The organism is Burkholderia puraquae, from assembly GCF_002099195.1.
Classification (GTDB): Bacteria; Pseudomonadota; Gammaproteobacteria; order Burkholderiales; family Burkholderiaceae; genus Burkholderia; species Burkholderia puraquae.
In genome coordinates this window covers 42353-68337 of sequence record NZ_NBYX01000024.1, presented here as the reverse complement: position 1 = coordinate 68337, position 25985 = coordinate 42353, and the positions used below count along the sequence as shown (strand labels likewise).

General features: G+C 68.0%; 25 protein-coding genes and 1 pseudogene. 13 read left to right on the top strand and 13 right to left on the bottom strand.

The window, feature by feature from the left end:
* Positions 1 to 12 precede the first annotated feature (12 nt).
* Positions 13 to 1044 carry a bile acid:sodium symporter family protein gene (locus tag B7G54_RS31790; protein WP_085042745.1) on the bottom strand — a complete coding sequence of 344 codons (1032 nt, stop codon included), beginning with the start codon at positions 1042 to 1044 and terminating at the stop codon, positions 13 to 15.
* A 347-nt stretch (positions 1045 to 1391) separates the two neighbouring features.
* Here B7G54_RS31790 and B7G54_RS31785 point away from each other — a divergent pair, with 347 nt between their 5' ends.
* The 3 genes from B7G54_RS31785 to B7G54_RS31775 all read left to right on the top strand — a co-directional run bounded on the left by B7G54_RS31785 (position 1392) and on the right by B7G54_RS31775 (position 4441).
* Entirely contained in the window at positions 1392 to 1874 is a 483-nt protein-coding gene (locus B7G54_RS31785; protein ID WP_085042767.1) for a peptide-binding protein, read from the top strand.
* Between the two features lie 345 nt (positions 1875 to 2219).
* On the top strand, positions 2220 to 3296 hold the full coding sequence (locus B7G54_RS31780; protein ID WP_085042744.1) for a porin: 1077 nt from the start codon (positions 2220 to 2222) through the stop codon (positions 3294 to 3296).
* 182 nt (positions 3297 to 3478) lie between these two features.
* Positions 3479 to 4441 carry a LysR family transcriptional regulator gene (locus B7G54_RS31775; RefSeq protein ID WP_085042743.1) on the top strand — a complete coding sequence of 321 codons (963 nt, stop codon included), beginning with the start codon at positions 3479 to 3481 and terminating at the stop codon, positions 4439 to 4441.
* A gap of 115 nt (positions 4442 to 4556) precedes the next feature.
* On the opposite strand, the gene B7G54_RS31770 is transcribed toward B7G54_RS31775, so the two are convergent.
* Complete coding sequence (locus B7G54_RS31770) at positions 4557 to 5516, bottom strand: NAD(P)H-dependent flavin oxidoreductase (protein WP_085042742.1); 960 nt, start codon at positions 5514 to 5516, stop codon at positions 4557 to 4559.
* Between the two features lie 267 nt (positions 5517 to 5783).
* Here B7G54_RS31770 and B7G54_RS31765 point away from each other — a divergent pair, with 267 nt between their 5' ends.
* Entirely contained in the window at positions 5784 to 6680 is an 897-nt protein-coding gene (locus B7G54_RS31765; protein WP_085042741.1) for an alpha/beta fold hydrolase, read from the top strand.
* A 29-nt stretch (positions 6681 to 6709) separates the two neighbouring features.
* Here B7G54_RS31765 and B7G54_RS31760 read toward each other — a convergent pair whose 3' ends face one another.
* The gene (locus tag B7G54_RS31760; protein WP_085042740.1) at positions 6710 to 7201 is read right to left on the bottom strand and encodes an Lrp/AsnC family transcriptional regulator; all 492 of its coding nucleotides are present in this window, start codon (positions 7199 to 7201) and stop codon (positions 6710 to 6712) included.
* Positions 7202 to 7313: 112 nt separating this feature from the next.
* Between B7G54_RS31760 and B7G54_RS31755 the strand changes: the two genes are divergently transcribed.
* Positions 7314 to 8216 carry a DMT family transporter gene (locus B7G54_RS31755; RefSeq protein ID WP_085042739.1) on the top strand — a complete coding sequence of 301 codons (903 nt, stop codon included), beginning with the start codon at positions 7314 to 7316 and terminating at the stop codon, positions 8214 to 8216.
* 264 nt (positions 8217 to 8480) lie between these two features.
* Here B7G54_RS31755 and B7G54_RS31750 read toward each other — a convergent pair whose 3' ends face one another.
* Genes B7G54_RS31750 through B7G54_RS31735 form a run of 4 tightly spaced genes read right to left on the bottom strand, consistent with a single transcriptional unit; the run spans position 8481 to position 11117 of the window.
* A complete protein-coding gene (locus B7G54_RS31750) occupies positions 8481 to 8687 on the bottom strand; it encodes a DUF1289 domain-containing protein (protein ID WP_085042738.1) in 207 nt (68 codons plus the stop codon).
* Positions 8684 to 9190, bottom strand: a complete 507-nt coding sequence (locus B7G54_RS31745) for a YbaK/EbsC family protein (RefSeq protein ID WP_085042737.1) — start codon at positions 9188 to 9190, stop codon at positions 8684 to 8686. Before B7G54_RS31745 ends, B7G54_RS31750 begins: the two co-directional genes overlap by 4 nt.
* A gap of 26 nt (positions 9191 to 9216) precedes the next feature.
* A complete protein-coding gene (locus tag B7G54_RS31740) occupies positions 9217 to 10149 on the bottom strand; it encodes a hydroxymethylglutaryl-CoA lyase (RefSeq protein ID WP_046544281.1) in 933 nt (310 codons plus the stop codon).
* A gap of 26 nt (positions 10150 to 10175) precedes the next feature.
* The gene (locus tag B7G54_RS31735) at positions 10176 to 11117 is read right to left on the bottom strand and encodes a 2-hydroxyacid dehydrogenase (protein WP_085042736.1); all 942 of its coding nucleotides are present in this window, start codon (positions 11115 to 11117) and stop codon (positions 10176 to 10178) included.
* Positions 11118 to 11504: 387 nt separating this feature from the next.
* On the opposite strand from B7G54_RS31735, the gene B7G54_RS31730 reads away from it, so the two are divergent.
* Entirely contained in the window at positions 11505 to 12128 is a 624-nt protein-coding gene (locus B7G54_RS31730; protein ID WP_085042735.1) for an RBBP9/YdeN family alpha/beta hydrolase, read from the top strand.
* 56 nt (positions 12129 to 12184) lie between these two features.
* Here B7G54_RS31730 and B7G54_RS31725 read toward each other — a convergent pair whose 3' ends face one another.
* From B7G54_RS31725 to B7G54_RS31715, 3 genes are all read right to left on the bottom strand, one after another.
* Positions 12185 to 14305 (bottom strand): phosphocholine-specific phospholipase C, encoded by a 2121-nt coding sequence (locus B7G54_RS31725; protein ID WP_085042734.1) that lies wholly within the window; start codon positions 14303 to 14305, stop codon positions 12185 to 12187.
* Positions 14306 to 14350: 45 nt separating this feature from the next.
* On the bottom strand, positions 14351 to 14635 hold the full coding sequence (locus B7G54_RS31720; RefSeq protein WP_085042733.1) for a hypothetical protein: 285 nt from the start codon (positions 14633 to 14635) through the stop codon (positions 14351 to 14353).
* Positions 14636 to 14901: 266 nt separating this feature from the next.
* A complete protein-coding gene (locus tag B7G54_RS31715; RefSeq protein ID WP_085042732.1) occupies positions 14902 to 15822 on the bottom strand; it encodes a LysR substrate-binding domain-containing protein in 921 nt (306 codons plus the stop codon).
* Positions 15823 to 15934: 112 nt separating this feature from the next.
* Here B7G54_RS31715 and B7G54_RS31710 point away from each other — a divergent pair, with 112 nt between their 5' ends.
* Entirely contained in the window at positions 15935 to 16573 is a 639-nt protein-coding gene (locus B7G54_RS31710) for a glutathione S-transferase family protein (RefSeq protein WP_085042731.1), read from the top strand.
* Positions 16574 to 16628: 55 nt separating this feature from the next.
* Here the strand turns inward: B7G54_RS31710 and B7G54_RS31705 are convergent, their stop codons facing one another.
* A complete protein-coding gene (locus tag B7G54_RS31705) occupies positions 16629 to 17903 on the bottom strand; it encodes an MFS transporter (RefSeq protein WP_085042730.1) in 1275 nt (424 codons plus the stop codon).
* Between the two features lie 106 nt (positions 17904 to 18009).
* Between B7G54_RS31705 and B7G54_RS31700 the strand changes: the two genes are divergently transcribed.
* The 3 genes and pseudogenes from B7G54_RS31700 (at position 18010) to B7G54_RS31690 (ending at position 19777) form a co-directional block, all read left to right on the top strand.
* Positions 18010 to 19074 (top strand): LysR substrate-binding domain-containing protein, encoded by a 1065-nt coding sequence (locus B7G54_RS31700; protein WP_085042729.1) that lies wholly within the window; start codon positions 18010 to 18012, stop codon positions 19072 to 19074.
* Positions 19075 to 19189: 115 nt separating this feature from the next.
* Entirely contained in the window at positions 19190 to 19399 is a 210-nt protein-coding gene (locus B7G54_RS31695) for a hypothetical protein (RefSeq protein ID WP_085042728.1), read from the top strand.
* A pseudogene (locus tag B7G54_RS31690) lies at positions 19399 to 19777 on the top strand (type II toxin-antitoxin system VapC family toxin). The gene B7G54_RS31695 and the pseudogene B7G54_RS31690 overlap by 1 nt, the downstream one beginning before the upstream one ends.
* Before the next feature lie 56 nt (positions 19778 to 19833).
* On the opposite strand, the gene dapA reads toward B7G54_RS31690, so the two are convergent.
* Entirely contained in the window at positions 19834 to 20727 is an 894-nt protein-coding gene (dapA, locus tag B7G54_RS31685; RefSeq protein WP_085042727.1) for a 4-hydroxy-tetrahydrodipicolinate synthase, read from the bottom strand.
* 451 nt (positions 20728 to 21178) lie between these two features.
* On the opposite strand from dapA, the gene B7G54_RS31675 reads away from it, so the two are divergent.
* On the top strand, positions 21179 to 22198 hold the full coding sequence (locus B7G54_RS31675) for a sulfate ABC transporter substrate-binding protein (RefSeq protein ID WP_085042726.1): 1020 nt from the start codon (positions 21179 to 21181) through the stop codon (positions 22196 to 22198).
* Positions 22199 to 22366: 168 nt separating this feature from the next.
* Complete coding sequence (locus B7G54_RS31670) at positions 22367 to 23329, top strand: ion channel (RefSeq protein WP_085042725.1); 963 nt, start codon at positions 22367 to 22369, stop codon at positions 23327 to 23329.
* Between the two features lie 67 nt (positions 23330 to 23396).
* Here B7G54_RS31670 and B7G54_RS31665 read toward each other — a convergent pair whose 3' ends face one another.
* The gene (locus B7G54_RS31665; RefSeq protein ID WP_085042724.1) at positions 23397 to 24011 is read right to left on the bottom strand and encodes a glutathione S-transferase family protein; all 615 of its coding nucleotides are present in this window, start codon (positions 24009 to 24011) and stop codon (positions 23397 to 23399) included.
* Between the two features lie 365 nt (positions 24012 to 24376).
* Between B7G54_RS31665 and B7G54_RS31660 the strand changes: the two genes are divergently transcribed.
* Positions 24377 to 24934 carry a sugar O-acetyltransferase gene (locus B7G54_RS31660; RefSeq protein ID WP_085042723.1) on the top strand — a complete coding sequence of 186 codons (558 nt, stop codon included), beginning with the start codon at positions 24377 to 24379 and terminating at the stop codon, positions 24932 to 24934.
* The last annotated feature ends 1051 nt before the right edge of the window (positions 24935 to 25985 follow it).

Sequence of the window (25985 nt, the reverse complement as noted above, 5' to 3'; positions counted from 1 at the left end):
CCGCCCTGATCGTCAGCGCTTGCCCGCGCTCAGCGCACCGGGCCCCGATGCCGCGTCGCCCTCGTCGTGCTCGCCGCTCATGTCGCGCGCCCCCCAGCGCTGCGCGAGCGCCGCGCACGCCATCAGCTGGATCTGGTGGAACAGCATCAGCGGCAGCACGATCGCACCGACCGCGTTCGCCGAGAAGATCACCTTCGCCATCGGCACGCCGGCCGCGAGGCTCTTCTTCGATCCGCAGAAGATGATCGTGATCTGGTCGGCGCGGTTGAAGCCGAGCCGCTTGCTGACGAACGCGGTCAGCAGTAGCGCGATCGCGAGCAGCACGAGGTTGACGACGAGCAGGCCGCCGAGCGCGCGCGGCGGGATCTGGTGCCACAGGCCCTCGTTGACGGCTTCGCTGAATGCGACGTAGACGACCAGCAGGATCGAGCCCTGGTCGACGAAGCGCAGCACGCCGCGGTTCCGGTCGATCCAGCCGCCGATCACGGGCCGCAGCAACTGGCCGGCGATGAACGGCACGAGCAGCTGCATCACGATGCTGCCGACGGTGCTCCACGGCGATGCCGCGGTGGCCGACTGCGACGTGATCATCAGCCCGACGAGCGCCGGCGTAACGAAAATCCCGAGCAGGCTCGACGCGGATGCCGCACACACGGCGGCCGGCACGTTGCCTTTCGCGATCGACGTGAACGCGATCGACGACTGGACTGTCGACGGCAGCGTGCACAGGAACAGCACGCCCGCATACAGCGTCGGCGTGACGAGCGGCTGCAGCACGGGTTTCAGCGCGAGGCCGAGCAGCGGGAACAGCGCGAACGTGCTCAGCAGCACGACTGCATGCAGCCGCCAGTGGGTCGCGCCCGCGACGACGGCTTCGCGCGACAGCTTCGCGCCGTGCAGGAAGAACAGCAGGCCGACGGCGATGTTGGTCGCCCAGTTGAACGCGTGGGCGGCCGGGCCGCGGCAGGGCAGCAGGCTCGCGAGCACGACGGTGCCGACGAGCGCGAGCGTGAAGTTGTCGGGAAGAAAACGGGGACGGGCCATCGGGAACTCGATTCGGAAACGACGGAAGGCGCGCATCGCGCGCGCGGATGGCGCCATTGTCCGGGTTGGTGATTCACTACACAAATTCATTGTGGGAATCGATTGATGAAACAATGTCATGCAACAACGCTCACGGTACCGGCCCGGCCATGCTCGAAACGGCAGAAGAATGTTCTGCCCCGGTCGCCCGCCGAAGTGAAAAAACCTAGCAGTAACATGGTGTTACACCGATGCCGGCGACATAACACTTTTTGGCTCGACACGCTTTCGGCCCGCTCATAAATTACTGCTGAAAGCCTTGGGTCGGTCGAAAGGAACCGGCGACGGGCATGGACAGGCACTGGACGATGACGGAACGGGTGAAACGGAAGATCGGACGATGGGTGGCAGGCGTGCTCGGCGCGCTGCTGATGCCGCTCGCGCTCGCGCAGCCGCCCCACGGCGGTCATGGGTTCGGCAGCCACGGCTTCGGTGGCGGCGACATGCGCGCGTACGGTCAGCCGGCTGGCGGTGCCCCCGTCTGGCGCCGCGTTGCGCCTCCTGCCGGTGCACGTGCCGGCGGCGTGAACGGTTACGGCTCCCGCTGGGGCCTGCGGCCGACGCCGTCGTACGGCCATTACGCCGCGCAAAGCCCGTATCGCCCGATCAGCGCCGATGCGCGCCAGATGCCGCGCCCGCCGGGCGGTGGCAACGTGCCGTTGCGCGCCGGCTCGATCCGCGCCGACGTCGCGCGCTACAACGAGGAGCGCGGCGGCCGCCCGATGCCGCCCCCCCGCTCGCAGGAAGAGCCTGCACACTCGCCGTATTTCTCCCCGTTCTACCGAAACTGAGCGCCCACGCGCTCGTCCCTCCGCCGGCTGATGCGAATTCGCCACAGTCGCGCACAGATTTCCGCTGATTTTCCCGTCGCATTGCGCTATCTTTCGCGCCCGGCTCGCGTGTGCCACGCCGCCGCCCCGCCGTGCAACCGCGTTCACGCCGGGCCGCCGGCGGGTACCCGGCCATGGATCAATTCCGCGAAGTTAATGCTGCCGCTATACCCGCAATAAGTGTGCGCAATTTTGACCGGACGAATGATCCGTAAAGATGGCTGCGCCCCATACGACGCAAGCACTCGGCTCCAAAAAACAACGCTCGCGCCACTTATCGACTATTCGACAAAATCTGGAGATCCAATGAAAGCACTCGCTCGCCGTGCGTCGCGCACGTCCGTCAAGCTGATCGCCGCAGCCGCCTGCGTGGCGGCCACCGCTCCCGCTCATGCACAATCGAGCGTGTCGCTCTACGGTCAGGTTGACGAATGGGTCGGCGCAACCAAGTTCCCGGGCGGCAACCGCGCGTGGAACGTGAGCGGCGGCGGGATGTCGACGTCGTACTGGGGCATGCACGGCGCCGAGGATCTCGGCAATGGCTACAAGGCGATCTTCACGCTGGAAAGCTTCTTCCGCGCGCAGAACGGCCAGTTCGGCCGCTTCCAGGGCGACACATTCTTCGCACGCAACGCGTACGTCGGCATCGATTCGCCGTACGGCACGGTGACGGCCGGCCGCCTGACGACGCACCTGTTCCTGTCGACGATCCTGTTCAACCCGTTCTACGACTCGTACACCTTCTCGCCGATGGTGTACCACGTGTTCCTCGGCCTCGGCACGTTCCCGACCTACCCGAGCGACCAGGGTGCCGTCGGCGACTCGGGCTGGAACAACGCGCTGTCGTACACGTCGCCGTCGTTCGGTGGCCTGAATTTCGGCGCGATGTACGCACTCGGCAACCAGGCAGGCGACAACGGCTCGAAGAAGTGGAGCGCGCAGTTCAACTATGCGAACGGCCCGTTCGCGGCGACCGCGGTCTATCAGTACGTGAACTTCAACAACGGCCCGCGTGACCTGAGCGCGCTGGTGGCCGGCATGAAGAGCCAGGGCATTGCGCAAGTCGGCGCGACCTACGACCTGAAGTACGTGAAGCTGTTCGGCCAGTACATGTATACGAAGAATGACCAGGTCGCGGGCAGCTGGCACGTGAATACCGCGCAGGGCGGCGTGTCGGTGCCGCTCGGCGTGGGCAACGCGATGGCATCGTACGCGTACTCGCGCGATTCGGGCGGCCTCGACCAGACGCGCCAGACCTGGGCCGTCGGCTACGACTATCCGCTGTCCAAGCGCACGGACGTCTACGCGGCATACATGAACGACCACATCAGCGGCCTGTCGACCGGCAACACGTTCGGCGCAGGCATCCGCGCGAAGTTCTGACGCGCACGCGCGATCGGCGAGCCGGCCGCGCGCGTAAATCGCGCGTTGCGGCTGCATGTTTTCCCGCCGAAACGGCGCCGCCACCCGCGGCGCCGTTTTGCCTTTCTTGACCTTTCTGTTTCCTCGCCTTTGTTACCCTATCTCGTAATTGGACCATTCCCCCGTCATTACGAGCTAGTTCGATGGATACCCTCGTCAGCATGAATGTGTTTCGCTACGTCGTCGAAGTGGGCAGCTTCGTCGGCGCGGCCGAGCGCATGCAGATGTCGGCTGCGATGGCGAGCAAGCACGTGATGCATCTCGAGCAGCAGCTCGGTGCGCGGCTGCTGCATCGCACGACACGACGCGTCGCGCCTACCGAGGCGGGACGCGAATACTATGAGCGCCTCGTGCAGGCGCTGTCGGAACTCGACGAAGCCGGGCAGGCCGTCGGCGCCGCGAGCGTGGTGCCGCAAGGCAGGCTGCGCGTGACGTCGCTGTCCGCGTTCGGGCTGCGCCACGTGATGCAGGCCGTCACCGATTATGCGGGCCGGTTCCCGGACGTGACCGTCGACATGACGCTGTCCGATCGCGTGGTCGACCTGATCGAGGAAGGCTACGACGTCGCGGTGCGCGCGGCACCGAACGGATTGAAATCGTCATCGCTGGTGGCGCGGCAGATCGCGACCGCGCACATCCTGCTGGTCGCGTCGCCCGAGTATCTCGAGAAGCACGGCACGCCCGAGACGATCGCCGATCTCGCGCACCACAACTACCTGCGGCGCGACTCGAATTCGACGATGCTCGACTCGCTGGTGATCGACGCGGCCGCCGCGTCGCGCGTGAACCTCAACGGCAACCTGATCGTGAATCATCTCGAAGGGCTGCGTGCGGCCGTGCTCGCGGGCGCGGGCATCGCGCTGCTCGGCACCGAGGTGGTCGGCGACGACATCGAGTCCGGCCGGCTCGTGCCGGTGCTGCTCGATGCGGTGCCGCCGCACGAGGCGCCGATCTATGCGGTCTACGCGAGCCGTCGTCACGTGTCCGCGAAGGTGCGTTCGTTCGTCGATTTCCTGGCGGCGCGTTTCGAAGGGCAGTCGCTGTGCCCGTCGATCGAATCGCGCCTGCGCGTGCTGCCGATTACGCGGATGAAGCGCGCGGTGTGAGCCGTCTTTCCCGCTGCAGCGGGGCGATGAAAAAAACGCGAACCGCTGCGGTTCGCGTTTTTTGTTTTGTCGGCGGTATGCGCGCCGGTGGCGGCCGTCACGGCCGCCGCATCCGTCAGCGCGGGATGCCGAGCCGCGCCTTCGCGTCGTCGTACTCGCGCTTCAGGCGCTCGACGAGCGCGCCCACGCTCGGCAGGTCGTCCATCAGGCCGACGCCCTGGCCGGCACCCCAGATGTCCTTCCACGCCTTGGTCTTGTCGCTGCCGAAATTCATCTTGGTCTTGTCGGATTCCGGCAGCGCGTCCGGATCGAGGCCGGCCTTCTCGATGCTCTCGCGGATGTAGTTGCCGTGCACGCCCGTGAAGAGGTTCGTGTAGATGATGTCCGACGATTTCGCGTTCACGATCGCGTGCTTGTAGTCGTCGATCGCGTGCGCTTCCTGCGTCGCGATGAAGCGCGTGCCCATGTACGCGAAATCGGCGCCCATCGCCTGTGCGGCGAGGATCGAGCCGCCATTCGCGATCGAGCCGGACAGCACGATCGGGCCGTCGAAGATCTTGCGGACTTCGCCGACGAGCGCGAACGGCGACGTCGTGCCCGCGTGGCCGCCGGCGCCGGCCGCGACGAGGATCAACCCGTCGACACCGGCTTCGAGCGCCTTCTGCGCGTGACGCAGGTTGATGACGTCGTGCAGCACGATGCCGCCGTAGCTGTGCACCGCGTCGACGATCTCGCGCGCCGGCGCGCGCAGGCTCGTGATGAAGATCGGCACCTTGTGCTCGACGCACACGCGCACGTCGTGCTCGAGCCGCGCATTCGACTGGTGGACGATCTGGTTGACCGCGATCGGGCCGATCACCGCGTCGGGGTGTTTCGCCTTGTGGTCGGCGAGCTCGGACTGGATCTGCGTGAGCCACTCGTCGAGCAGTTCTGCCGGACGGGCGTTGAGCGCGGGGAACGAACCGACGATGCCCGCCTTGCATTGCGCGAGCACGAGTTCGGGGTAGCTGACGATGAACATCGGCGACGCGATGACGGGCAGCGTCAGGTTCTGCAGGACGGTGGGCAATGCCATGTGATGTCTCCAGTCTCCAGGGGGCGGCCGCGCGGTCGCGCCGACGCCATGCTTTGCGGTCGAACGGTGATTCGAGTGTAGCTGCGAAACGAGGTCGTTCTTATTAATACGAACGATCGTGCGATTCTACGCGAGCTTAACAAAATGCGTGGTGTGCCGGCAATCGAGTGAGTGCTCTCTTTCTACGGATTCCGGCTGTTGCCCCGCTGTGTAGATGCGCAAGCGCTCCTAAAATAGCCGCCATAACAAACCAACGAGAAACAAACCATGTCGTTTGAGGCGTTTGCACCGTTTCGCGTGACGGTGCAGGACACCGATATCTTCGGTGTCAAAGGAGGCGCGGGTCCGCCGCTCCTGTTGCTGCACGGACATCCGCAAACCCACATGATCTGGCATCGCGTCGCCGCGACGCTCGCGCATCATTTCACGGTGATCGCCACCGACCTGCGCGGTTACGGCGCATCGGGCAGGCCGCCGAGCGACGCGCAGCATGCGCCGTATTCGAAACGTGCGATGGCGGCCGACCAGGTTGCCGTGATGCGGCATTTCGGCTTCGAGCATTTCCACGTGTGCGCACACGATCGCGGCGCGCGGGTCGCTCACCGGCTTGCGCTCGATCATCCGGACGCCGTCGAGCGGATGATGCTGCTCGACATCGCGCCGACGCTCGCGATGTACGAGAAAACCGATCGTGCGTTCGCGACCGCGTATTTCCACTGGTTCTTCCTGATCCAGCCGGAGCCGCTCCCCGAGACGCTGATCGGCGCGCATACCGATGCGTATATCGAGCGCGTGATGGGCAACCGGTCCGCCGGGCTTGCGCCGTTCGCACCCGAGGCGCTCGCCGCGTACCGGGCCGCGCTCGCGCAGCCGGGCGCCGTGCATGCGATGTGCGAGGACTACCGCGCGTCGGCGACGATCGATCTCGAGCACGACCGTGCGGATCTCGAGCGCGGCAACAAGGTCGCGTGCCCGCTGCGCGTGCTGTGGGGCGAGCACGGGATCGTCGGCCGCTGCTTCGATCCGCTCGACGAATGGCGCCGCGTCGCGCGCGACGTGAGCGGCCGTGCGCTCGAGTGCGGACACTACATTCCGGAGGAGGCGCCCGTCGCGCTGATCGACGAATCGCTCGCGTTCTTCGAGGCGCGCGACGCGGCCGCCTGACGACACGCAAGCGGGCGCGTACCGGCAGCTCAGCGGTGCGCGCCGTCGTCCTCGACGAGCGGCGGCAGGCGGCGCGGCACGGGCGTCGATTTCACGATCGCGGTGCTCGTCTCGGCGCGCTCCGTCACTTTCGACAGGATGTCGTCGAGGTGCTCGATCGTGCGCAGGTAGAGCCGGCAGATGAAGCAGTCGTCGCCGGTGACCTTGTCGCACTCCACGAATTCGGGAATCCGCCGCAGCATCTCTTCGACGAGATGCAGCTGGCCGGGCAGCGGCTTCACGCGGACGATCGCCTGCAGCGTGTAGCCGAGCGCGCGCGGGTCGAGCTCGACGGTGAACGCGGCGATCACGCCTTGCGCTTCGAGCCGCCGCACGCGGTCGGCGGTCGCGGGCGCCGACAGCCTGATCTGCCGGGCGAGCTCGCTGGTCGCGATGCGCGCGTCGTCGGCCAGCGCCGCGAGGATCGCACGGTCGGTCGCGTCGAGCGACGCGATGGCGGGCGGGGAAAGGCGTTTCGGCATGATCGCTTTTCTTTCGAAGGTGAATCGGTTGTTTCACTTCAGTTTAGCCGTGGCTGCCGTGAAAGCAAGTTTCTAGAATCGAAGTCATCCACTCTTCTGAACGGAGTTCACGATGGCTTCGAATGAAATTCGCCGCGGCGCCGCCGAGATGGTCGTCGCGATGCTGATGTCCGGCACGATCGGCTGGCTCGTGATGTCGTCGCAGCAACCGCTCACCAACGTCGTGTTCTTCCGTTGCCTGTTCGGTGCCGCGACGCTCGCGATCGTCTGCGCGGCGTTCGGCTTCCTGCGCCGCGCGCTGTTCTCGCCACGGATGCTCGCGCTCGCGACGCTCGGCAGCGTCGCGATCGTCGCGAACTGGCTGCTGCTGTTCGCCGCCTATTCGCGCGCATCGATCTCGATGGCGACCGCCGTCTACAACACGCAGCCGTTCATGCTCGTCGCGCTTGGCGCGATCGTGTTCCGCGAGCGGATCACCGCGTCGACGCTCGCATGGCTCGCGCTCGCATTCGTCGGGCTCGTCGCCGTGGTGCGCGTCGAGCCGGCCGTGCTCGCGGTGCCGGGCGAATATCTGGAAGGTGTTGCGCTGTCGCTAGGCGCGGCCTTTCTGTATGCGATCTCGTCGATCGTCACGAAGCACCTGAAGGGCACGCCGCCGCATCTGCTCGCGCTGCTGCAGGCCGGCCTCGGTGTCCTGCTGCTCGCGCCGTTCGCGCACTTCGGCACGTTGCCGGCAACCGCCGCGCAGTGGCTCGACCTCGTCGTGCTCGGCGTCGTGAACACAGGTCTGATGTATGTGCTGCTGTACGGCGCGATCCAGAAGCTGCCGACTGCGATGACCGGTGCGCTGTCGTTCGTCTATCCGGTCGTCGCGATCGTCGTCGATCACGTTGCGTTCGGGCAGACGCTCGCGTGGACGCAGGTGGCCGGCGCGCTGCTGATCCTGCTCGCGGCGGCCGGCGTGAATCTCGGCTGGCGCATCGTGCCCGCGCGTCGCACGGTAGTCGGCAACTGAAACGGTCGTACGATTCGGCGCCGCTGCGGGCTTGCGCGGCGGCTCGTCGAATGCGAATTTCAGGAACGCGTATTGCGGGCAGGCGGCGCGTACATGGCGAGCGAAAGCGGTGTGCGCACACGCGTGAAAGACGCTGTAAGAAGTTGTAGGGAAACACCCGATGCGATGCGGCCGCGTCGCTCGTATGATGCGGGCTGTGACGTTGATCACGTTCACAGGATTCCGATCTCATGCCGTTCGCCGGTCAGGCTGAACGGCATTTTTTTATGCGCCGCTCCTCGCAAGCAGGCGCCGCCGCGCATCGAGCCGCGCGAGCAACGCGCGCCTCGCGTCGTCGTCCGACGCACGCCACCCCTTGATCTCGTCGCGTGTGCGCAGGCAACCCGCGCACCAGTCGGTGCGCGGATCGATCCGGCATACGTCGGTGCACGGCGACCCGACCGTTCCGACCGGCACCGGCACGTCGCTCATGCGGGCTCCCGCAATGCGACGTCCGCGACCGGCGCGCCCGTCAGCGACACGAGTTCGTTCGGCGACAGGTTGAACACCGCGTGCGGATGGCCCGCGGCCGCCCACAGGCTGTCGAGCTCGAGCAGGTCGGCGTCGATCAGCGTGACGGGTTCGACGAGATGGCCGATCGGGCAGACGCCGCCGATCGCATAGCCGGTGTTGTCGCGCACGAACTTCGCGTCCGCGCGGCCGACCGCGCCGACCTGCTCGGCGACCTTCTTCTCGTCGACGCGATTGACGCCGCTCGCGACCACGAGCACCGGCGCGCCGTCCGACTGGCGGCGAAACAGGATCGACTTCGCGATCTGCGCAACCGAGCAGCCGAGCCCGGCCGCGGCCTCGGCTGAAGTCTTGCCGGTTTCGGCGAGCATCACGATGCCTTTCGCATGGCCGCGCTCGCGCAGCAGCAGCGCGACGCGTCGCGCGGAATCAGGGAGGGAATCGAATGAAGCGGGTGTCGTCATGTTGAGGAATCCATCGAATACCGGGGTCACACGCAGTTCGCGGCGTCGGCCGCGCTCTGCGCCTTGGCGAGCAGTGCGCGACCGGCGCGCGACACGTTCGCGCGGCCGATCGCGTTCGAGATGAAGTCGCCGGCGGCGACGACCTGCGCGAGATCGATGCCGGTGTCGATCCCGAGGCCCTGCATCAGGTACAGCACGTCCTCGGTCGCGACGTTGCCGGTCGCCCCCTTCGCGTACGGGCAGCCGCCGAGGCCCGCGACCGACGCGTGGAAGATCTCGATCCCCTCGAACAGCGCCGCGTAGATGTTCGCGAGCGCCTGGCCGTAGGTGTCGTGGAAGTGGCCCGACAGGCGTTCGCGCGGGAACACCCGCGTGACGGCCGCGAGCACTTCGCGCGTGCGCTTCGGCGTGCCGACGCCGATCGTGTCGGCGATGTCGATCTCGTCGCAGCCGAGCGCCGCGAAGCGTTCGACGACGTCGACGACCGATGCGACCGGCACCTCGCCCTGGTACGGGCAGCCGAGCGTGCACGACACGCTGCCGCGCAGCCGCAGGCCCGCGTCCTTCGCCGCCTTCGCGACGGGCTCGAAGCGCGCGATGCTCTCGGCGATGCTGCAGTTGATGTTCCGTTGCGAGAACGCCTCGCTGGCCGCCCCGAAGATCACGACTTCGTCGGCGCGCGCGGCAACCGCATTCTCGAAGCCCTTCAGGTTCGGCGTGAGCACCGAGTACACGGTGCCCGCGCGGCGCTCGATGCCGGCCATCACGTCGGCGCCGTCGGCCATCTGCGGCACCCATTTCGGCGACACGAACGACGCGGCTTCGACGTTGCGGAAGCCGGCGTGCGACAGGCGGTCGACGAGCGCGATCTTCACGTCGGTCGGCACGAACGTCTTCTCGTTCTGCAGCCCGTCGCGCGGGCCGACTTCGACGATCTTGACGGCGGTGGGGAACGTCATGGTTGTCTCCTGGTTTGCTTGTAGGTTCAGTAGCCGCGTGCGTAGTCGACGATGCCGCCGACACGCTCGCCGCGCTCGAGCGCGCGGATCTTGCCGGCGATCTGCGCGATGGCTTCTTCGCGCAGCGTCTCGGCCGAGCTGTGCGGCGTGATCGTGATGCGCGGCGTGTGCCAGAACGGATGATCTTCCGGCAGCGGCTCGCGATCGAACACGTCGAGCGTCGCGGCGGCGATCCGGCCGCTCGAGAGCGCGTCGAGCAGGTCGGCCTCGACGAGATGCGCGCCGCGTGCGACGTTGACGACATACGCGCCGGGCGCGAGCCGCGCGAACGCGCGCGACGACAGGATGCCGTCGGTGTCGGGCGTGCTCGGCAGCAGGTTGACGAGCACCTTCGCGCCGTCGATGCATGCGTCGAACGCGCCGTCGCCGGCGAAGGTCGCGATGCCGTCGAGCTGCTTCGCGCTGCGGCTGTAGCCGCGCACGGGCAGGCCGAGCGCGGCGAGCGCGAGCGCGACCTGCGCGCCGAGCACGCCGAGGCCGAGCACGGCGACGGTGAAGCCGGCGCGCGCATGCGGTTCGAGCGGCCGCCAGCGGCGCTCGCGCTGCTGCACGTCGTATTCGTCGAAGCGGCGCAGGTAGCGCAGCACCGCGTGCGTCACGTATTCGACCATCTGCTGCGCCATGCCGGAATCTTCCAGCCGCACGAGCGGCACGTGCTGCGGCAGCGTGCCCGGATGCATGCGGTCGAGCGCGAGCAGCGCGTCGACGCCGGCGCCGAGGTTGAAGATCGCGCGCAGGCCGTCGCGCGGCGTGAAGAATTCGCGCGGCGCCCGCCACACGAGCGCGTAATCGGCGGTGGCCGTGTCGCCCGGCTGCCACGCGCGCAGTTCGGCTTCCGGCAGCGCATGCGCGATCGCGTCGCGCCACGCGCCGGCTTCCTGGTGCGGCGAATAGAACAGGATCTTCATTGGATGACGGCGCGCGCGCCGGCGAGGCGCGTGACGGGAACGGCGAGCGGAGCCGGGCGCAGGGCGCCGGCGGGCGTAGCGGACATCGGGCGTCTCCTGACGACCGGGCGCCCGGCGCGTCGGCGCCCGGCCCCGGTTCCGTGTGAAGCTGACGGGAAGCCCACATTCTACGGTTTCGCGGCGCATCGCGCGCCGGTGCGCGGGGCGGGCGACCGGCGTGGGCGACCGGCGTGGGCGACCGGCGTGGGCGGCCGCCCCGGGTTACCGTTCCCGAATGGCCGTCCCCGGATGGCCGTTCCACGCAAAAGCAAAGCACGAAATATTGGTTCGGCCGCCGGGGGCGCCGCGCCACAATCGAATCCCGTCTTCAAGCAAGCGAGGGCAATCATGCGCGCATGCAGCAAATCGGCGTGGCCGCCGCGGCTCGTTACCGTTCCGGGCCTGCACGGCAGCGAAGGCGCTCACTGGCAGACCTGGCTCGAACGGCAGTTCCCGCGCTCGCTGCGCGTCGAGCAGGACGACTGGGACGCGCCCGATCTCGCGCGCTGGGCGCACTCGGTGCGCGCATTGCTCGACCGCGAACGCGGCCCGTTCGTGCTGGCCGCGCACAGCTTCGGCTGCCTCGCGGCCGCGCAAGCGCTCGCGCAGTGGCCGCATACGGGCGATGTCGCGGGCGTGCTGCTGGTCGCGCCTGCCAGTCCGAAGAAATTCACGTTTGCCGGGCCGTTCGACGCGCGCCGGCTCGCCGTGCCGTCGATCGTGATCGGCAGCGAGACCGATCCGTGGATGCCGCTCGGCGACGCGCGCACGCTCGCGCAGCACCTGGGCAGCGCGTTCGTGAACCTCGGCGACGCCGGGCACATCAACACGGCGGCCGGCTTCGGGCCGTGGCCGCGCGCGAAGTACTTCATCGACACGCTCGTCCACTGCGCGGCACCGCTGCGGTTTCGTGACGCGGACGACAGCTTCGAAGCCGTGCTCGTCGACCGCGCGCTCGCGCACGCGATCTGACGGGCCGGGCAGCGTGCGCGACACGGCGGCTGCCGTGGCACGCCGCGCCGTCGCGCCTACGCCGCGGAGACGGGCCGCACCGCAGCCGGATCCGAATAGCTCGGCCGGCCGTTCTCGACGTGGCCCGCGAATCGGCGCGAGAAGGTGCCGGCCGCGCCGTCGCTCACCGTCACGTCATACCAATGGTGGCTCGACGCGAGCGCCCACTGCTCGACACGCTCGTCACCGCCGTGCAGCGTCACTTGCCGCGACGGCGCGCCGTACGCGTTGTCGGTCAGCGTCAGCGTGACGTGAGCCCCGCCGTGGTTGCGCAGCTTCAGGTACAGGTTCCCGTTCGCGATGTCATAGCCGGCCTTCACTTCCGGCTGCGCAGGGTTGCGATGAGGCGCGGCCGGGGCCGACACGTTGCCCGAGAACACGCGTACGAAGCCGTTCGGCCCGTACACCGAGAACGCGTACGCACCGTGCGTCACCGTCAGGTCGAAGTCCGCATGCAGCACGCGGCGTGCGCCGACCGTGTAGCGCCACGGGCCGTCGGTGCGGTTCGTCGCATACACGTGGAAGTGTGCGCCCTGGTTGCCGCGGTTCGCGAATTCGATGCGCAGCCGGGTCCCGCTGTCGATGCTCGCGTTCACGTGCAGCTCGTACGGCAGCGCACGCGCCGGCCGCACGCCGGGCTCCTGCGGGTCGACCGGCGACGGCGTCGCGGGCACCGTCGGCGCGGGCTGCGACGTGCACTGCTGGTCGGCGATCGAGCGGTACTGGCTCGTGTCGGGCAGCGGCGGGAACGACGCGTCGGACGAGCGGAAGTCGAAGGCGGCGGTGAGGTCGCCGCACACCGTGCGGCGCCACGGCGTGATGTTCGGTTCGTCGATACCGAAACGCTCGCCGATGAAGCGGATCACCGACGTGTGGTCGAACACCTGCGAGCACACGAAGCCGCCCTTCGTCCACGGCGACACGACCGTCATCGGCACGCGCGGCCCGAGGCCGTACGGCAGGCCGTCGGCCGTGTAGCTGCTGCCGCGGCCGGGGTTCACGACCGTATGCAGCTCGCCGTCGGTCGTCACGGTCGACGCGCCCTGCGCGGCCGACGTCGGCGGCTGCGGCGGCACGATGTGGTCGAAGAAGCCGTCGTTCTCGTCGTACATGATGAACAGCACGGTCTTGCGCCATACGTCCGGGTTCGACGTGAGCGCGTCGAGGATCTGCGACGTGTAGTTCGCGCCGTACGCGGGCGTGTATTTCGGATGCTCGGAGAACGCCGCAGGCGGGCACAGCCACGACACCTGCGGCAGCCGGTCGTTAATCACGTCGTCCTTCAGGTTGTCGAGCGTGCGCACTGTCTGCGCGCGCTGGTACAGCGACGAACCGGGCTTCGCGTTGATGAAGTTCGCGAAGTTCTGCAGCACGTTCGTGCCGTAGTTGCCGTTGTACGGGTCGTTGCCCGTCGTGCCCTGCTGGTAGATCTGCCACGACACGCCGTGCGCTTCGAGACGCTCGGGAAAGGTCGTCCACGACAGCAGCTGGTAGGCCGGCGGCCCGTCGCCGTCGACATAGTCGCTGTTGTCGAGCAGCGGGCCGCCGAACTTGCCGGTCGGGTCGACGGTGCCCGTCATCAGGTACGAGCGGTTCGGGTGCGTCGGCCCCGGCAGCGAGCAGAAGTAGTTGTCGCACACGGTGAACGCATCGGCGAGCGCGTAGTGGAACGGGATGTCCTCGCGCACGTGATAGCCCATTGTCATGTCGGTCTTGTTCGCGGGCCACTGGTCGTAGCGGCCGCCGTCGATCGCCGCGTGCGTCTTGTACCAGGAGTGGTCGAGGTCGCCGACGCACTGTGCGCTCGTCGTCAGCGTGTTCAGCCGGAACGGCAGCACCGGCTTGCCCGGGTCGGCCTTCGACGGCTGGTACCACACCGGCTTGCCGTTCGGCAGCGGGATCGGGAAGCGGTCGTTGTAGCCGCGCACGCCGCGCAGGTGTCCGAAGTAATGATCGAACGAGCGGTTTTCCTGCATGAACACGACGATGTGCTCGACATCGCGGATCGTGCCGGTGCCGCGCGCGGCGGGAATCGCGAGCGCGCGGCGGATCGATTCGGGGAAGGCGTTGAGCGCGACGGCGGCGCCCGCGGATTGTGCGACGGTATGCAGGAAACGGCGGCGGCTCGATGACGTCATGTTATTTCACCTCGGTTCTGCGGTCGGGGGACGGGAGCGGAGGGATCAGCCTGGCGACGACGGCGCGGCGGCACTCGACGCGGTCGCGTTCGCCGCGGGCTTTGCGTCGTCGTCGTCATCGGGCGGGTAGTGCACGACGGGCGGCGCGAGCGGCGCGGCATCGGACGCGGGGGCGTTCGATGCGGCATCGCTGTTGAATGCGCTGGCGGAGCCGGCCGATGCGCCGGCCTGCTGCGACGTGTCGGTCGCGTGTGCATCGTGCGGCGCGTCGTCGCTGCAGGCGGCGACGAAAGCGGCGGCACAAAGAACGACGACGGAAACGCGACGCATGACTTCTCTCCTGGCAGGCTGATCGGGAAACGTTTTCGAGTATGCCGGTGCGATGCGACGTTTCGGTGAATCGTTTGCGACCGGCGCATGATCGCGGAAGGCTTTCGATATCCTGACCAGTCACTTGCACGGGGGCGCGGGAAGGCAAAATTTCCCGGCAGGCGATGCGGGCCGGGCACTTTTACCCGGGCACGCGATGCGATGCACGAGGGCGTCCACGGCGGCCTGACCGTTCACGATGAACGCGTGCAGCCGATCGCGTGGCGTCAGCGCCGCGGCGTGCGTCGCCGCACCTCGCTGCGCAGCCAGTCGAGCCAGGTACGGATCGCCGCTTCGTGCGGATGGCCGGGGCGCCACACGACGTAATGCGCATACACGTCGGTCACGCGCACCGTCGATACGCGCACGAGCGTGCCGTCCGCGAGTTCGGGCTCGATCAGCGAGCGGCGCGCGAGTGCGACGCCGCGCCCTTTCAGCGTCGCGTCGATCAGCGCATGCGCATCGGTGAAGCGCGGCGCGCGCGCGGATTCGGTGAGGTCGAGCCGCGCGGCCTGGAGCCACGGTTCCCACGGCTGCGCGGGATGGCGCAGCAGCGTCGCGCGCACGAGATCGGCCGGCACGCGCGGTGCGATGCCGTCGCGATTGCGGTACGCGGGGCTCGCAACCGGAAAGATCGTCTCGTTCATCAGCTTCTCGGCGACGACGCCCGGCCACGTGCCGGGCCCGTAGCGCAGCGCGACGTCGATGCGGTCGCGCTTGCGCAGCGGCGCGAGCGCCACGTCCGGGTGCAGCGCGATCGCGATGTGCGGATGCGCAGCCGAGAAGCGCGGCAGGCGCGGCGCGAGCCAGCGCTCGGCGACGCTCGGCAGCACGCTGACGTTCAGCGTGACGTCGCAGGTGCGCTGACGGCTGCGCTCGGCGAGTACCGGCTCGAACGCGCGCTCGAGCACGCTGAGGCCCTGGCGCACCTGCAGCGCGAGCGCGTGCGCGGCGTGCGTCGGCGTCGCGCCGTTGCGCTCACGGATGAAGAGCGGATAGCCGAGCTGCGCCTCGAGCGCGCGGATGTGCTGGCTGACGGCGCCTTGCGTGAGCGCGAGCTCGTCGGCCGCGCGCGTGAAGCTCTGTAGCCGCACGGCGGTCTCGAACGCACGCAGCGTCTGCAGCGGAGGAAGGTGAATGCGTCGCATGCGGGTATTAGTAACACTAATGCCCGAGCACGACAATTCATCGTTTGCGACGGGCAGGCACGCGTTCCTACACTCGGTTCCGTCTTCCACAGCCCCGTCGGGTCACCTCACCATGAACGCATATCGTCTCTATCTTTCGCCGGGCGCCTGCTCGCTTGCCGCCCACATCGCCTTGGAGGAAACCGGCGCGCCGTTCGACGTCGAAATCGTCTCCGTGCAGAAGCAGCAGAACCTCGACGCGCACTATCTCGCGATCAACGCGAAAGCACGCGTGCCCGTGCTCGCGATTCCGGGCGAGCCGAGCGTGCTGACCGAAACGCCCGCGATCCTTACGTATCTCGCGCGCCGTTATCCCGATGCGCAATTGCTGCCGCTCGGCGATCCGCTGCGCGAGGCGCGGTGCCACGAATGGCTCGCCTGGCTGGTCGGCTGGGTGCATGGCGTCGGCTACGGCGCGCTGTGGCGGCCGGGGCGCTTCATCGGCGATCCGGCGCTGCACGGTGAGGTCCGCGCGCACGGGCGAGGCACGATCGAAGCCGCGAACGAGACGATCGAGGCCGCGCTTGCCGATGGCCGCACGTGGGCCGAACCGGGCGCGCATTCGATCGTCGATCCGTTCCTGCTCGTGCTGTATCGCTGGGGCGTCGCGATCGGGCTCGACATGACGCGGCATCCCGCGTGGACCGCCCATGCGCAGCGCGAGGCCGAGCGGCCGGCCGCGCGGCGCGCGCTGGCACGCGAGGCGGCCTGACGGATGCGCGGGCGTCGGGTCGCTCGCCGCGACGCCCGCGTGCAATCCGTGGCTGCTATCGCACGGCGAACAGCGGGTAGGTCGCGCCCGCGACCAGCGCGGCTGCGAGCCATACGACGCTCCACGAACTCGCGGCGAGCAGCGGCGGAATCGCGAGCGGCGTCGCGAACAGCCCCAGATACACGATCGTGTTTGCCATCCCGAGCGCGGTGCCCGCTTGTTCGGCGCCCGCGAGCGTCGCTAGTTCGGTGTACGCGACGCCATGCCACGCCGACACGCAGATGCCCGCGAACACGAGAATCGCGACGATCGCGGCGAGCGGCACGTGCGGGCTGCCGGCCGTCGCGGCCGCGAGCAGCGTGAACGACCCGGCCGCAACGAGCACTGAACCGCGCAGGTACGCGCGCCGGTTGCCGTGCCGGTCGGTATGACGGCCGCTCCAGACACGCATCACCATCGCGCCGAGCTGCAGCGCGACCATTGCCGCGCTGATGCCGGCGAGGCCGAGCCGGCCGAAGTCGTGCAGGAACACCGTCGCGAACGTGAGCACCGCGAACTGCGGCGCGCACAGCAGGCCGATGCCGAGCACGATGCGCCACACGGAGCCGCTCGTCAGCGGGCCGCGGGTGCGCGGGGCAACCCGATGCGGCTGCTCGGCCGCGCGTGTCGCGGCGACGCCCACGGAGGCCAGCGCGGCGGGCGGCTCGTGCAGCCAGCGCCAGGTCAGCGCGGCCGATCCCGCGCACAGCAGCATCAGCGCGCCGAATACCGCGGCAAAGCCCAGGTGCGACGCGAGCGACGGCAGCAGCGCCGCGCCGATCCCGCCGCCGAGCGGCACGGCTGTCTGGCGGATGCTCATCGCGAGCCCGCGTTCGTGCTCGCCGAACCAGCGCATCACCGCGCGCCCGCTCGACCCGTTCACGCTGCCGCCAAGCAGGCCGACGCAGCACATCGCGGCGACGACGCGCATCAGCGGCGGCACGCCGTGCGCGGTCGGGACGATCGCGCACACCATCAGCGCGAACATCGCGGCCGTCGCGACGAGCCCGGCGAGCAGCACGCGGCGGTCGCCGAAGCGGTCGGCGGCCATCCCCCACGGCAGCTCGGACAGCGCGACGCCGAAGCCGAGCGCGCCGAGCACGAGGCCGAGTGCGCCGTTGTCGAGGTGATAGGCCGTGCGCATCCACACGGCCGTGGTCGGAATGCCCGCCGCCGCGGCCGAAAAGCTCATGTTTGCGGCGACGCCGGCAGCCAGTACGCGCCAGCGATGGGCCGGGCCGCGCGCATCGCGGGCGGGCGAGGACGGGGAAGCGACGTACGAGGAATCCATGACGGCAGGTCCGGTTGGAAATTGACATCGATAGTCTGGCGGCCTACATTCATCCTGAAAATCGGAAAGTTCTTGATGAATCATTCGGCAAAACAGGATGGTTGGTATGTCCGGACAAGACATTCCGCGGGACGGCGCCGAGTCGTTCGCGCTGGCCGATGCCGCGCTGGCCCGGCCCAACTTCGACGTGGCGGCGCTGCGCAGCCTCGTCGCGGGCGTGGATCTCGGCAGTTTTGCGAAGGCGGCGGACCGCGTCGCGCGCTCGTCGTCGGCGGTGAGCGCGCAGATCCGCAAGCTCGAGGAGCAGGCCGGCACGCCGTTGTTCGTGAAAGCCGGGCGGGGGCTTGCGCTGACCGACGCCGGCGACGCGATGCTGCGCTATGCGCGACGGATGATCGCGCTGAACGACGAGGCGGCCGCGGCGGTGCGCGGCATGAATCTCGACGGCTGGGTGCGCGTCGGGCTGCAGGAGGATTTCGGCGAGGCGATTTTGCCCGACGTGCTCGGGCGGTTCGCGCGCGCGCATCCGAAGGTGCGGATCGAGGCCCGCGTGGCGCGCAATGCCGATTTGCTCGACCGGCTCGACGCGAACCAGCTCGATCTCGCGCTGGTGTGGGGCGATCCGGCATCGGCGGCGCTGGTGGCGCGGCCGGGCATCGACAGTGAAGCGATCGCGCAGGTGCCGATGCAGTGGGTCGGGGCAGCGGGTTTGGGCGCGGGCGGTTTCGGCACGCCGGGCGGGGGCGGCACGGATGTCGATGCGGCGCAGGCGCCGCGTGGCGAAACGGGCATCGGTGCAATGGCCGGGCCGGGCGAGCCGCTGCCCCTCGTCGTGTTCGACCGGCCGTGCCGGTTCTTCGGCGCAGCGACCGATGCGCTCGACCGCGCGGGCGTGCCGTGGCGGGTCGCGTTCACGACGCCGAGTCTCGCCGGGCTATGGGCGGCGGCGGCGGCCGGCCTCGGGCTGACGGTGCGCGCGCAGTACGGGCTGCCAGCGGCAGTGCGTGTGCTCGATGCGGCTTCGTGCGGGCTGCCGGCACTGCCGAGCCTGCCGCTGATCCTGCTGCGGCGCACGTCATCGGCGACGCCGACCGTCGATCGGCTCGCGCGGATCGTGAAGCAGGCGGTGCGGGACGCGACGGAGGGGGCAGGGATGGTGCTGGCGGCGTGACGAAATGCGCGATTGCCGCCATGGGTTGCGGTTCGGCAGTCCCTCTGCCGATCGGTCGAATGGATCGATCGGGTGAACCTGACTACAGTGATGATCACTTGAAACGGAGGTCATCATGCAAAACGCAAACACGCCCGGTGCCAGTGCGGACGATCCGGTTCAAAGGGCAGATGCCACGATCCGCGGTGACAGGGCTTCGGCCGATCGACTCGTGCCTGCCAATCCGCCCGTTCGGTTCGGTGTCCTGCAAGGGCAGGCGTGGATCGCGGACGACTTCGATGCCCCGTTGCCCGATCATCTGCTGGATGCTTTTGAAGGGCGCTGATGCGGCTGTTGCTCGATACGCACATCTTTTTGTGGATCGTGACCAATGACCCCAAGCTGAGCGCGCCGGCGCGCAGACTGATCTCGGCCGCCGACGAACGTTTCGTCAGCAGCGCGAGTATCCGGGAGGCCGCCATCAAGGCCGGCTTGGGGAAGCCCGATATCGACGTCGGCAAGCTGATCCGTGCGATCGGCGCAAGCGGGACGCGAGCTGCCGGTTCGGGCCGTGCATGGGGCCGCGGTCCGTGATTTGCCGCACCACCATCGTGATCCATTCGATCGCTTACTGGTCGCGCAGGCCCGGCTCGAGCCGCTTCAGCTTGTGACGGCCGATGCGCATCTTGCACGGTACGACCTGTCTCTCGTTCCGACAGTTTGAAGCAATCTGTCGGCGCGAAATTCATCGGTCGCCTGCGTCTCATGTGGCGTCGCGGTTTATGCCACCGCGACGTCCGGCTCGATTTCGTCGAGTTCCGCGCAAATGGCCGCCAACCGCTCCCTCAACCCTTCACTCGCCGGCACGAACGGCAGCCTCAACCCGTCCTCGCACCACCCTTGCGCGGCCAACACGGCCTTCACCGGCGCCGGGTTCGGTTCCGCGAACAGCGCCGCGACGAGCGGCTGCAGCGCGACCGACAGGCGCCGCGCATCGGCGAGCCGGCCGTCGCGCAGCAGCGCATGGATGCGCACATGCCATTCGGGCAGCACGTGCGCGCTGCTTGCGATCGCGCCGTGCGCACCGGCGCACATCGCCGCGAAGTTCTGGTTGTCGTCGCCGGACAGGATCGCGAGCGGCGTGTCGTGCACGAGCCGGCTCATCCGGTCGAGCGTACCGCCGCATTCCTTGATGCCCGCGACGCGCGGGTCGCGCGCGAGCGCCTGCAGCGTCTCCAGTTCGACGTTCACGCCGGTGCGGTACGGGATGTTGTAGACGAGCACCGGCAGGTCGGCCGCATCGACGATTGCCTCCACGTGGCGGCGGATGCCGTCCTGCGTCGGCCGCACGTAGACGGGCGGTGTGACGAGCAGCCCGTCGGGCCGCAACGCGGCAAGTTCGCGTGCGCGAGCGGCCGCGAAGTGCGTCGCGCTTGCGGTCAGCCCGACGACGATCGGCAGTTCGGGTGCCGCGTCGCGCAGCGTCGCGAACACCGCGTCCTGTTCGCGCGCGTCGAGCAGCACGCCTTCACCGGTCGTCGCGCCCGCGACGAAGCCCGCGATGCCAGCGCCTGCGTAGTGACGCGCGAGCCGCGCGAGCGCCGCATGGTCGACTTCGCCGTGGTGAAACGGCGTGATGATCGGCAGCCAGATACCTTCGAAACGTGTGTTCATGCAAAGCCTCATGGTGGAAACGGAGTGGGAAGGAACCGTTCCGCCGGCGGAGTGCCGGAGCGAGGCGTGCGAGCAAGGAGAAAGAAACGACCTGCGGGCATCCCGTCCGGCATTCGCCTGACGGGACGCGACGTCCCCGTCAGTCGAGGAGTCGTTTTTTCAGTTTCAGCCCGGCCGCGCGCGCACCTGCCGCGATGGCGGCGAGGATCGGAAGCGAGCGCAGGGCAGCGGACATGGAGGAACCGTGATTGGGCTGAGCGGCGATCTTAACACCGGATCGGCGGCACGCGCGAGCGCCCGCCGCCGTTTAGCAGGATTCGAGATTTGCTTTCCACGACTGATTGGAAGGCATGCCGAGCCTGGCCGCTAGAATGCCCGCTTACGTTTCGATGACAGCGCGTACGCGTGCCGTCACGCACATTCACCACCACTGGAAACGGGGCATATCACGATGGCAAGCATGAAGGGGATCGGCCGCTGGCTGCACACGGGCGCGGCGGCGGCGCTGGTCGTGGCGGCGACGGCCGCGTATGCGGATACGTCGATCCTGAACGTGTCGTACGACGTGACGCGCGAGCTGTACAAGGACATCAACACGGGCTTTGCCGCCGCCTACAAGCAGAAGACCGGCGAGACGGTCGCGATCAAGCAGTCGCACGGCGCGTCGAGTGCGCAGGCGCTGTCGGTGCTGCAGGGGCTGCAGGCCGACGTCGTGACGATGAACCAGCCGAACGACATCGACCTGCTCGCCGAGCGCGGCCAGCTGCTGCCGAAGGACTGGCGCGCACGCTTCCCGGACAACAGCTCGCCGTATTCCACGACGATGGTGTTCCTCGTGCGCAAGGGCAATCCCAAGGCGATCAAGGACTGGAGCGATCTCGCCAAGCCGGGCGTCCAGGTGATCATCGCGAACCCGAAGACGTCGGGCAACGGCCGCTACGCGTATCTTGCCGCGTGGGGCTTCCAGAAGCAGAAGGGCGCGACCGACCAGCAGGCGATCGACTTCGAGAAGTCGATCTTCCGCAACGTGCCGGTGCTCGACTCCGGCGGCCGGGGCGCGACGACGACGTTCACGCAGCGCGGCATCGGCGACGTGCTCGTCACGTTCGAGAACGAAGTCGCGCTGATGGACACCGGTGCATCGGGCGCGCAGTTCGACGCCGTGTATCCGTCGGCGAGCATCCTCGCGGAGCCGCCCGTCGCCGTCGTCGACAAGGTCGTCGACAAGAAGGGCACGCGCAAGGTCGCGCAGGCGTATCTCGACTACCTGTACACGCCGGAAGCGCAGGAGATCATCGCGAAGCACCATCTCCGCCCGCGCGACGCGAACGTGCTGAAGAAGCATGCGGCCGAGTTCAAGCCGCTGAAGACATTCAGCGTCGAGCAGGTCTTCGGCAGCTGGGCGAACGCGCAGAAGACGCACTTCGCGGACGGCGGCACGTTCGACCAGGTGATCGTCGACCGGAAGTGAGCGCAGCACGCACCGCGCGCTGACGACGCAGCCGGCCGCTTCCGCGGCCGGTTTTTTTTTGCGCCGCGCGGCCGGCGGCGCGGCGGATTTCCGTTCGGAACCGGCACGCATACCCGGCCGCCGCCGCACGTGCTACGCTCATCGCCTTCCTGCTTCCGGCACTGCGCGATGAACGTCGATTCGTCCTCCCCAGCCTCCCGCGGCCGTGGCCGCAAGATCTGGTCGGGCACGCGCCCGGTCGTCGCGTACGGGATGCCGCCGCTCGGCTGGCGCGACCTCTACCATCGCGCGCTGACGGTGAGCTGGCCCGTATTCTTCCTGTCGCTCGCGGTGCTGTTCCTGCTGCTCAACGGCGGCTTTGCAATGCTCTACCTGCTTGGCCACGCGCCGATCGCGAACCAGTCGCCGCCCGGGTTCGGCGGCGCGTTCTTCTTCAGCGTCGAGACGCTCGCGACCGTCGGCTACGGCGACATGCATCCGCAGACCGTCTATGCGCACCTGGTCGCGACGTTCGAGATCTTCGTCGGGATGTCGGGCATCGCGATGGCCACGGGGCTCGTGTTCGCGCGGTTTTCCCGTCCGCAGGCGAAGATCCTGTTCGCGCGCTACGCGGTCGTCCGGCCGCTGAACGGCAGGATGACGCTGATGGTGCGCGCCGCGAATGCGCGCCAGAACGTGATTGCCGAGGCGCAGGCGAAATTGCGGCTGATGCGCGTCGAAGGCACGCACGAGGGCTACACGCTGCGCAAGATCCACGACCTGCCACTCGTGCGCAGCGAGCATCCGATCTTCCTGCTCGGCTGGAACCTGATGCACGTGATCGACGAATCGAGTGCGCTGTTCGGCGAAACGCCCGAATCACTTGCCGCGCGCGACGCATCGTTGCTGATCACGATCGAGGGCTCGGACGAGACGACCGCGCAGGTCATGCAGGCGCGTCACTCGTGGGAGCATGGCGAGATCCGCTGGCGTCACCGCTATGTCGACCTGATGCACGACGAAGACGGCATCACGCACATCGACTACACGCATTTTCATGAGGTGGTGCCGGTCGACACCGATACCGACGAGCGCGGCTCGCCGGGCGCGGTGGTCAATGCCGGCGCCGCGGCATCGGGCCCGGCCGCGTAGGTGCGCTCGCGGGCGGCTGGCGGTGCCGCACACGCGCTACACGTCTATACGTCTATACGTCTACACGTCACGCATGCAGCAGGCGCGCCGCTTCGCGCTGTTCGATCGCGACCGCGCGGCGGAATGCGTCGCGGCCCTCGGCGCGCGCGACGTAGTCGCCGAGCACGCCTTCGTGCGGCAGCAGATGCGCGTCGAAGGCGATTTTCAGCGTGCTGGCGAGCAGCAGGTCGGCCGCGGTGAAGCGGTCGCCGACGAGCCACGGATGATGGGCGAGCGCTTGCGCGAGTGCGCGCTGCACGCGGGTGATGTTGCCCCAGCCGAACGCGACCGGATTGCCCGACGCGCCGGTGAATTTTTCGGCCATCGCCGGTTCGAGGCAGGTCGGCGTGAAGAACATCCATTGGAGGAAACGGCCGCGCAGCGGATCGTCGGGCGCGACGCCGAGCCCGGCGCCCGGGCAGCGGTCGGCAAGATAGAGCAGCACGGCGCCCGATTCGGCGAACGGCACGCTGCCGTCGTCGAGCGCGGGCAGCTTGGCCATCGGGTTGACCTGCACGAACGCGTCGCTGCCCTGTTCGTGCGAGCGCAGGTCGATCGGTACGAGTTCGTACACCACGCCGAGTTCCTCGAGCATCCACAATGCCCGGAATGCCCGGGTCTTCGGCCAGTAGTAGAGCTTCATCGTGCCTCCGCATTTGGGTGCAGCTGTCGGTCCGGTGGATGCTCAAGCGTACCCGAGCGCCGAAGGTTCGGACAGGGGCGCCCGGCGAAGGGGGGATGGCCGGATGCGTTGCGTGTCGAGCGTGAATCGGGCAGAAAACCGGGCAAAGCCTGATGCCACAGTGAAGTCATTGAGTAACTAGTTATTAAAGAACTAGTTATAAATAACGGCAATAATCTCTGCGTTGGGCAGCATCACTCGCATCGCATCGCATCGCATCGCATCGCATCGCGGAGCCCGCAGCGCCAGCGCGCACCGCAACACCGGCATTCGCCGCGATCGCCGATGCATCGCGAACCAGGGAAATCATGGGAGACAACTCACGCATGGCAAACGACGATCGCACCACGCTCATTCCGAGAAGGACGCCGGAATCGGCGGCGATGGTGGCCGAGGTCAGGCGGGCGATGGCGATCGCCGCGCGGATCAACCGCCTGACATTCGACGATGCCGCCGAGGTTCGCACATTGTTCGGAGAACTGATCGGTGTGCCGGTGGATGACGGCTTCGTACTGATTCCGCCGTTCCATGCGACGGGCGGCACCGGCATGAAGCTCGGGCGCAACGTGTTCGTCAACCAGAACTGCACGTTCTACGATCTCGGCGGGCTCGAGATCGGCGACGACGTAATGATCGGGCCGAACGTCAGCCTCATCACGTCGGGCCATCCCGTCGAACCATCGAGGCGGCGCGACTTCGTCGTCGCGAAGCCGATCGTGATCGAGCGGAACGTCTGGATCGGCGCCGGTGCGACGATCATCGGCGGTGTGACGGTGGGCGAGAACTCGGTGGTCGCGGCCGGGGCCGTCGTCACGCGGGATGTTCCGCCGAATGTGCTGGTCGGCGGCAATCCGGCAAAGGTCATCCGGTCGATTGCCGAGTGACGCGATGCGAGGGCGCGTGCCCGTTCGATGCAGCCAGGCTGGACGGATGTGGATAACCCACCGCCGAGGCAACTCGAAATGCTGTGCATTTGAATGGTGAGGGTGCCGCCGAGGCCGTCTGGACGGGGCTTTCCGGGGAAAGCCCGATAGCCGCCTGCGGATGTGCGGGCCGCACCTGCCGAGGTTCCGACGAGGGTCGCGCCGCGCGATCGGTTGTGGATATCCTCACACCGAAACGACTCGGCGCCCTGTGCATTTCACAGGTGAGGGTCACCGGATGATGCGGAAGGCATGAAGCGGGTTGTGGACAACTCGCCCGCGAAACGAGGCGAAATGCTGTGGAATTCAACGGTGAGGGTCGGCGCCCGATCGGGCGGCGGCCCTGTCGTGGCGCGGTTTCCCGATCTTTGCCGTGGTTCGGGGCGCCGCGCATTCTAGCCGAACGCGCGCATGCGTGGCGGAACCGCGCGTGTACCGCGAGGCGGATATCCGATTCCGGCTGCCACCCGAAGGGCCGTGCATTTTAACGGTGAGCGCGGGCGCACGGCCGGCAACGCGCAGATTTCGCTGCGCACCGCCGTGTTCGCAAGCGACTCGAAGCGCTGCGCAATGCACAGGTGAGCGTGAACATGCGATCGGTGGTCAGCGAGCGACGATGCGATCATGCGGCCACTGGCGCCGTCTGAGGCGTCGCGTATGTCCGGCTTGCACGCGAGCATGCGAACGAGGACAACGCGGACTCCCGTGTGGATATCCGGCTGCCGAAACGACTCGCGGCACTGTGCATTTCGACGGTGAGTGTCGGTGCCAGATCGGCCGGTGAGCCGCTTCCAGCATGGATTGCCGGCCGGCGACACCTTCCGCGGCGCGCATCGGTCAGCGCATCGGCGCACGCTCGTCCATGTGGATATCCTGCGCCTCGAATCACTCGAAGGGCTGTGGTTTTCAACGGTGAGCGTTCCCCCTTGGCCGGTCGGCAATGGCGCATCGGGCGTGGATAACCGCCGTTGCAGCCACTCGAAGCCCTGTGTATTCCCACGGTGAGTGCGAG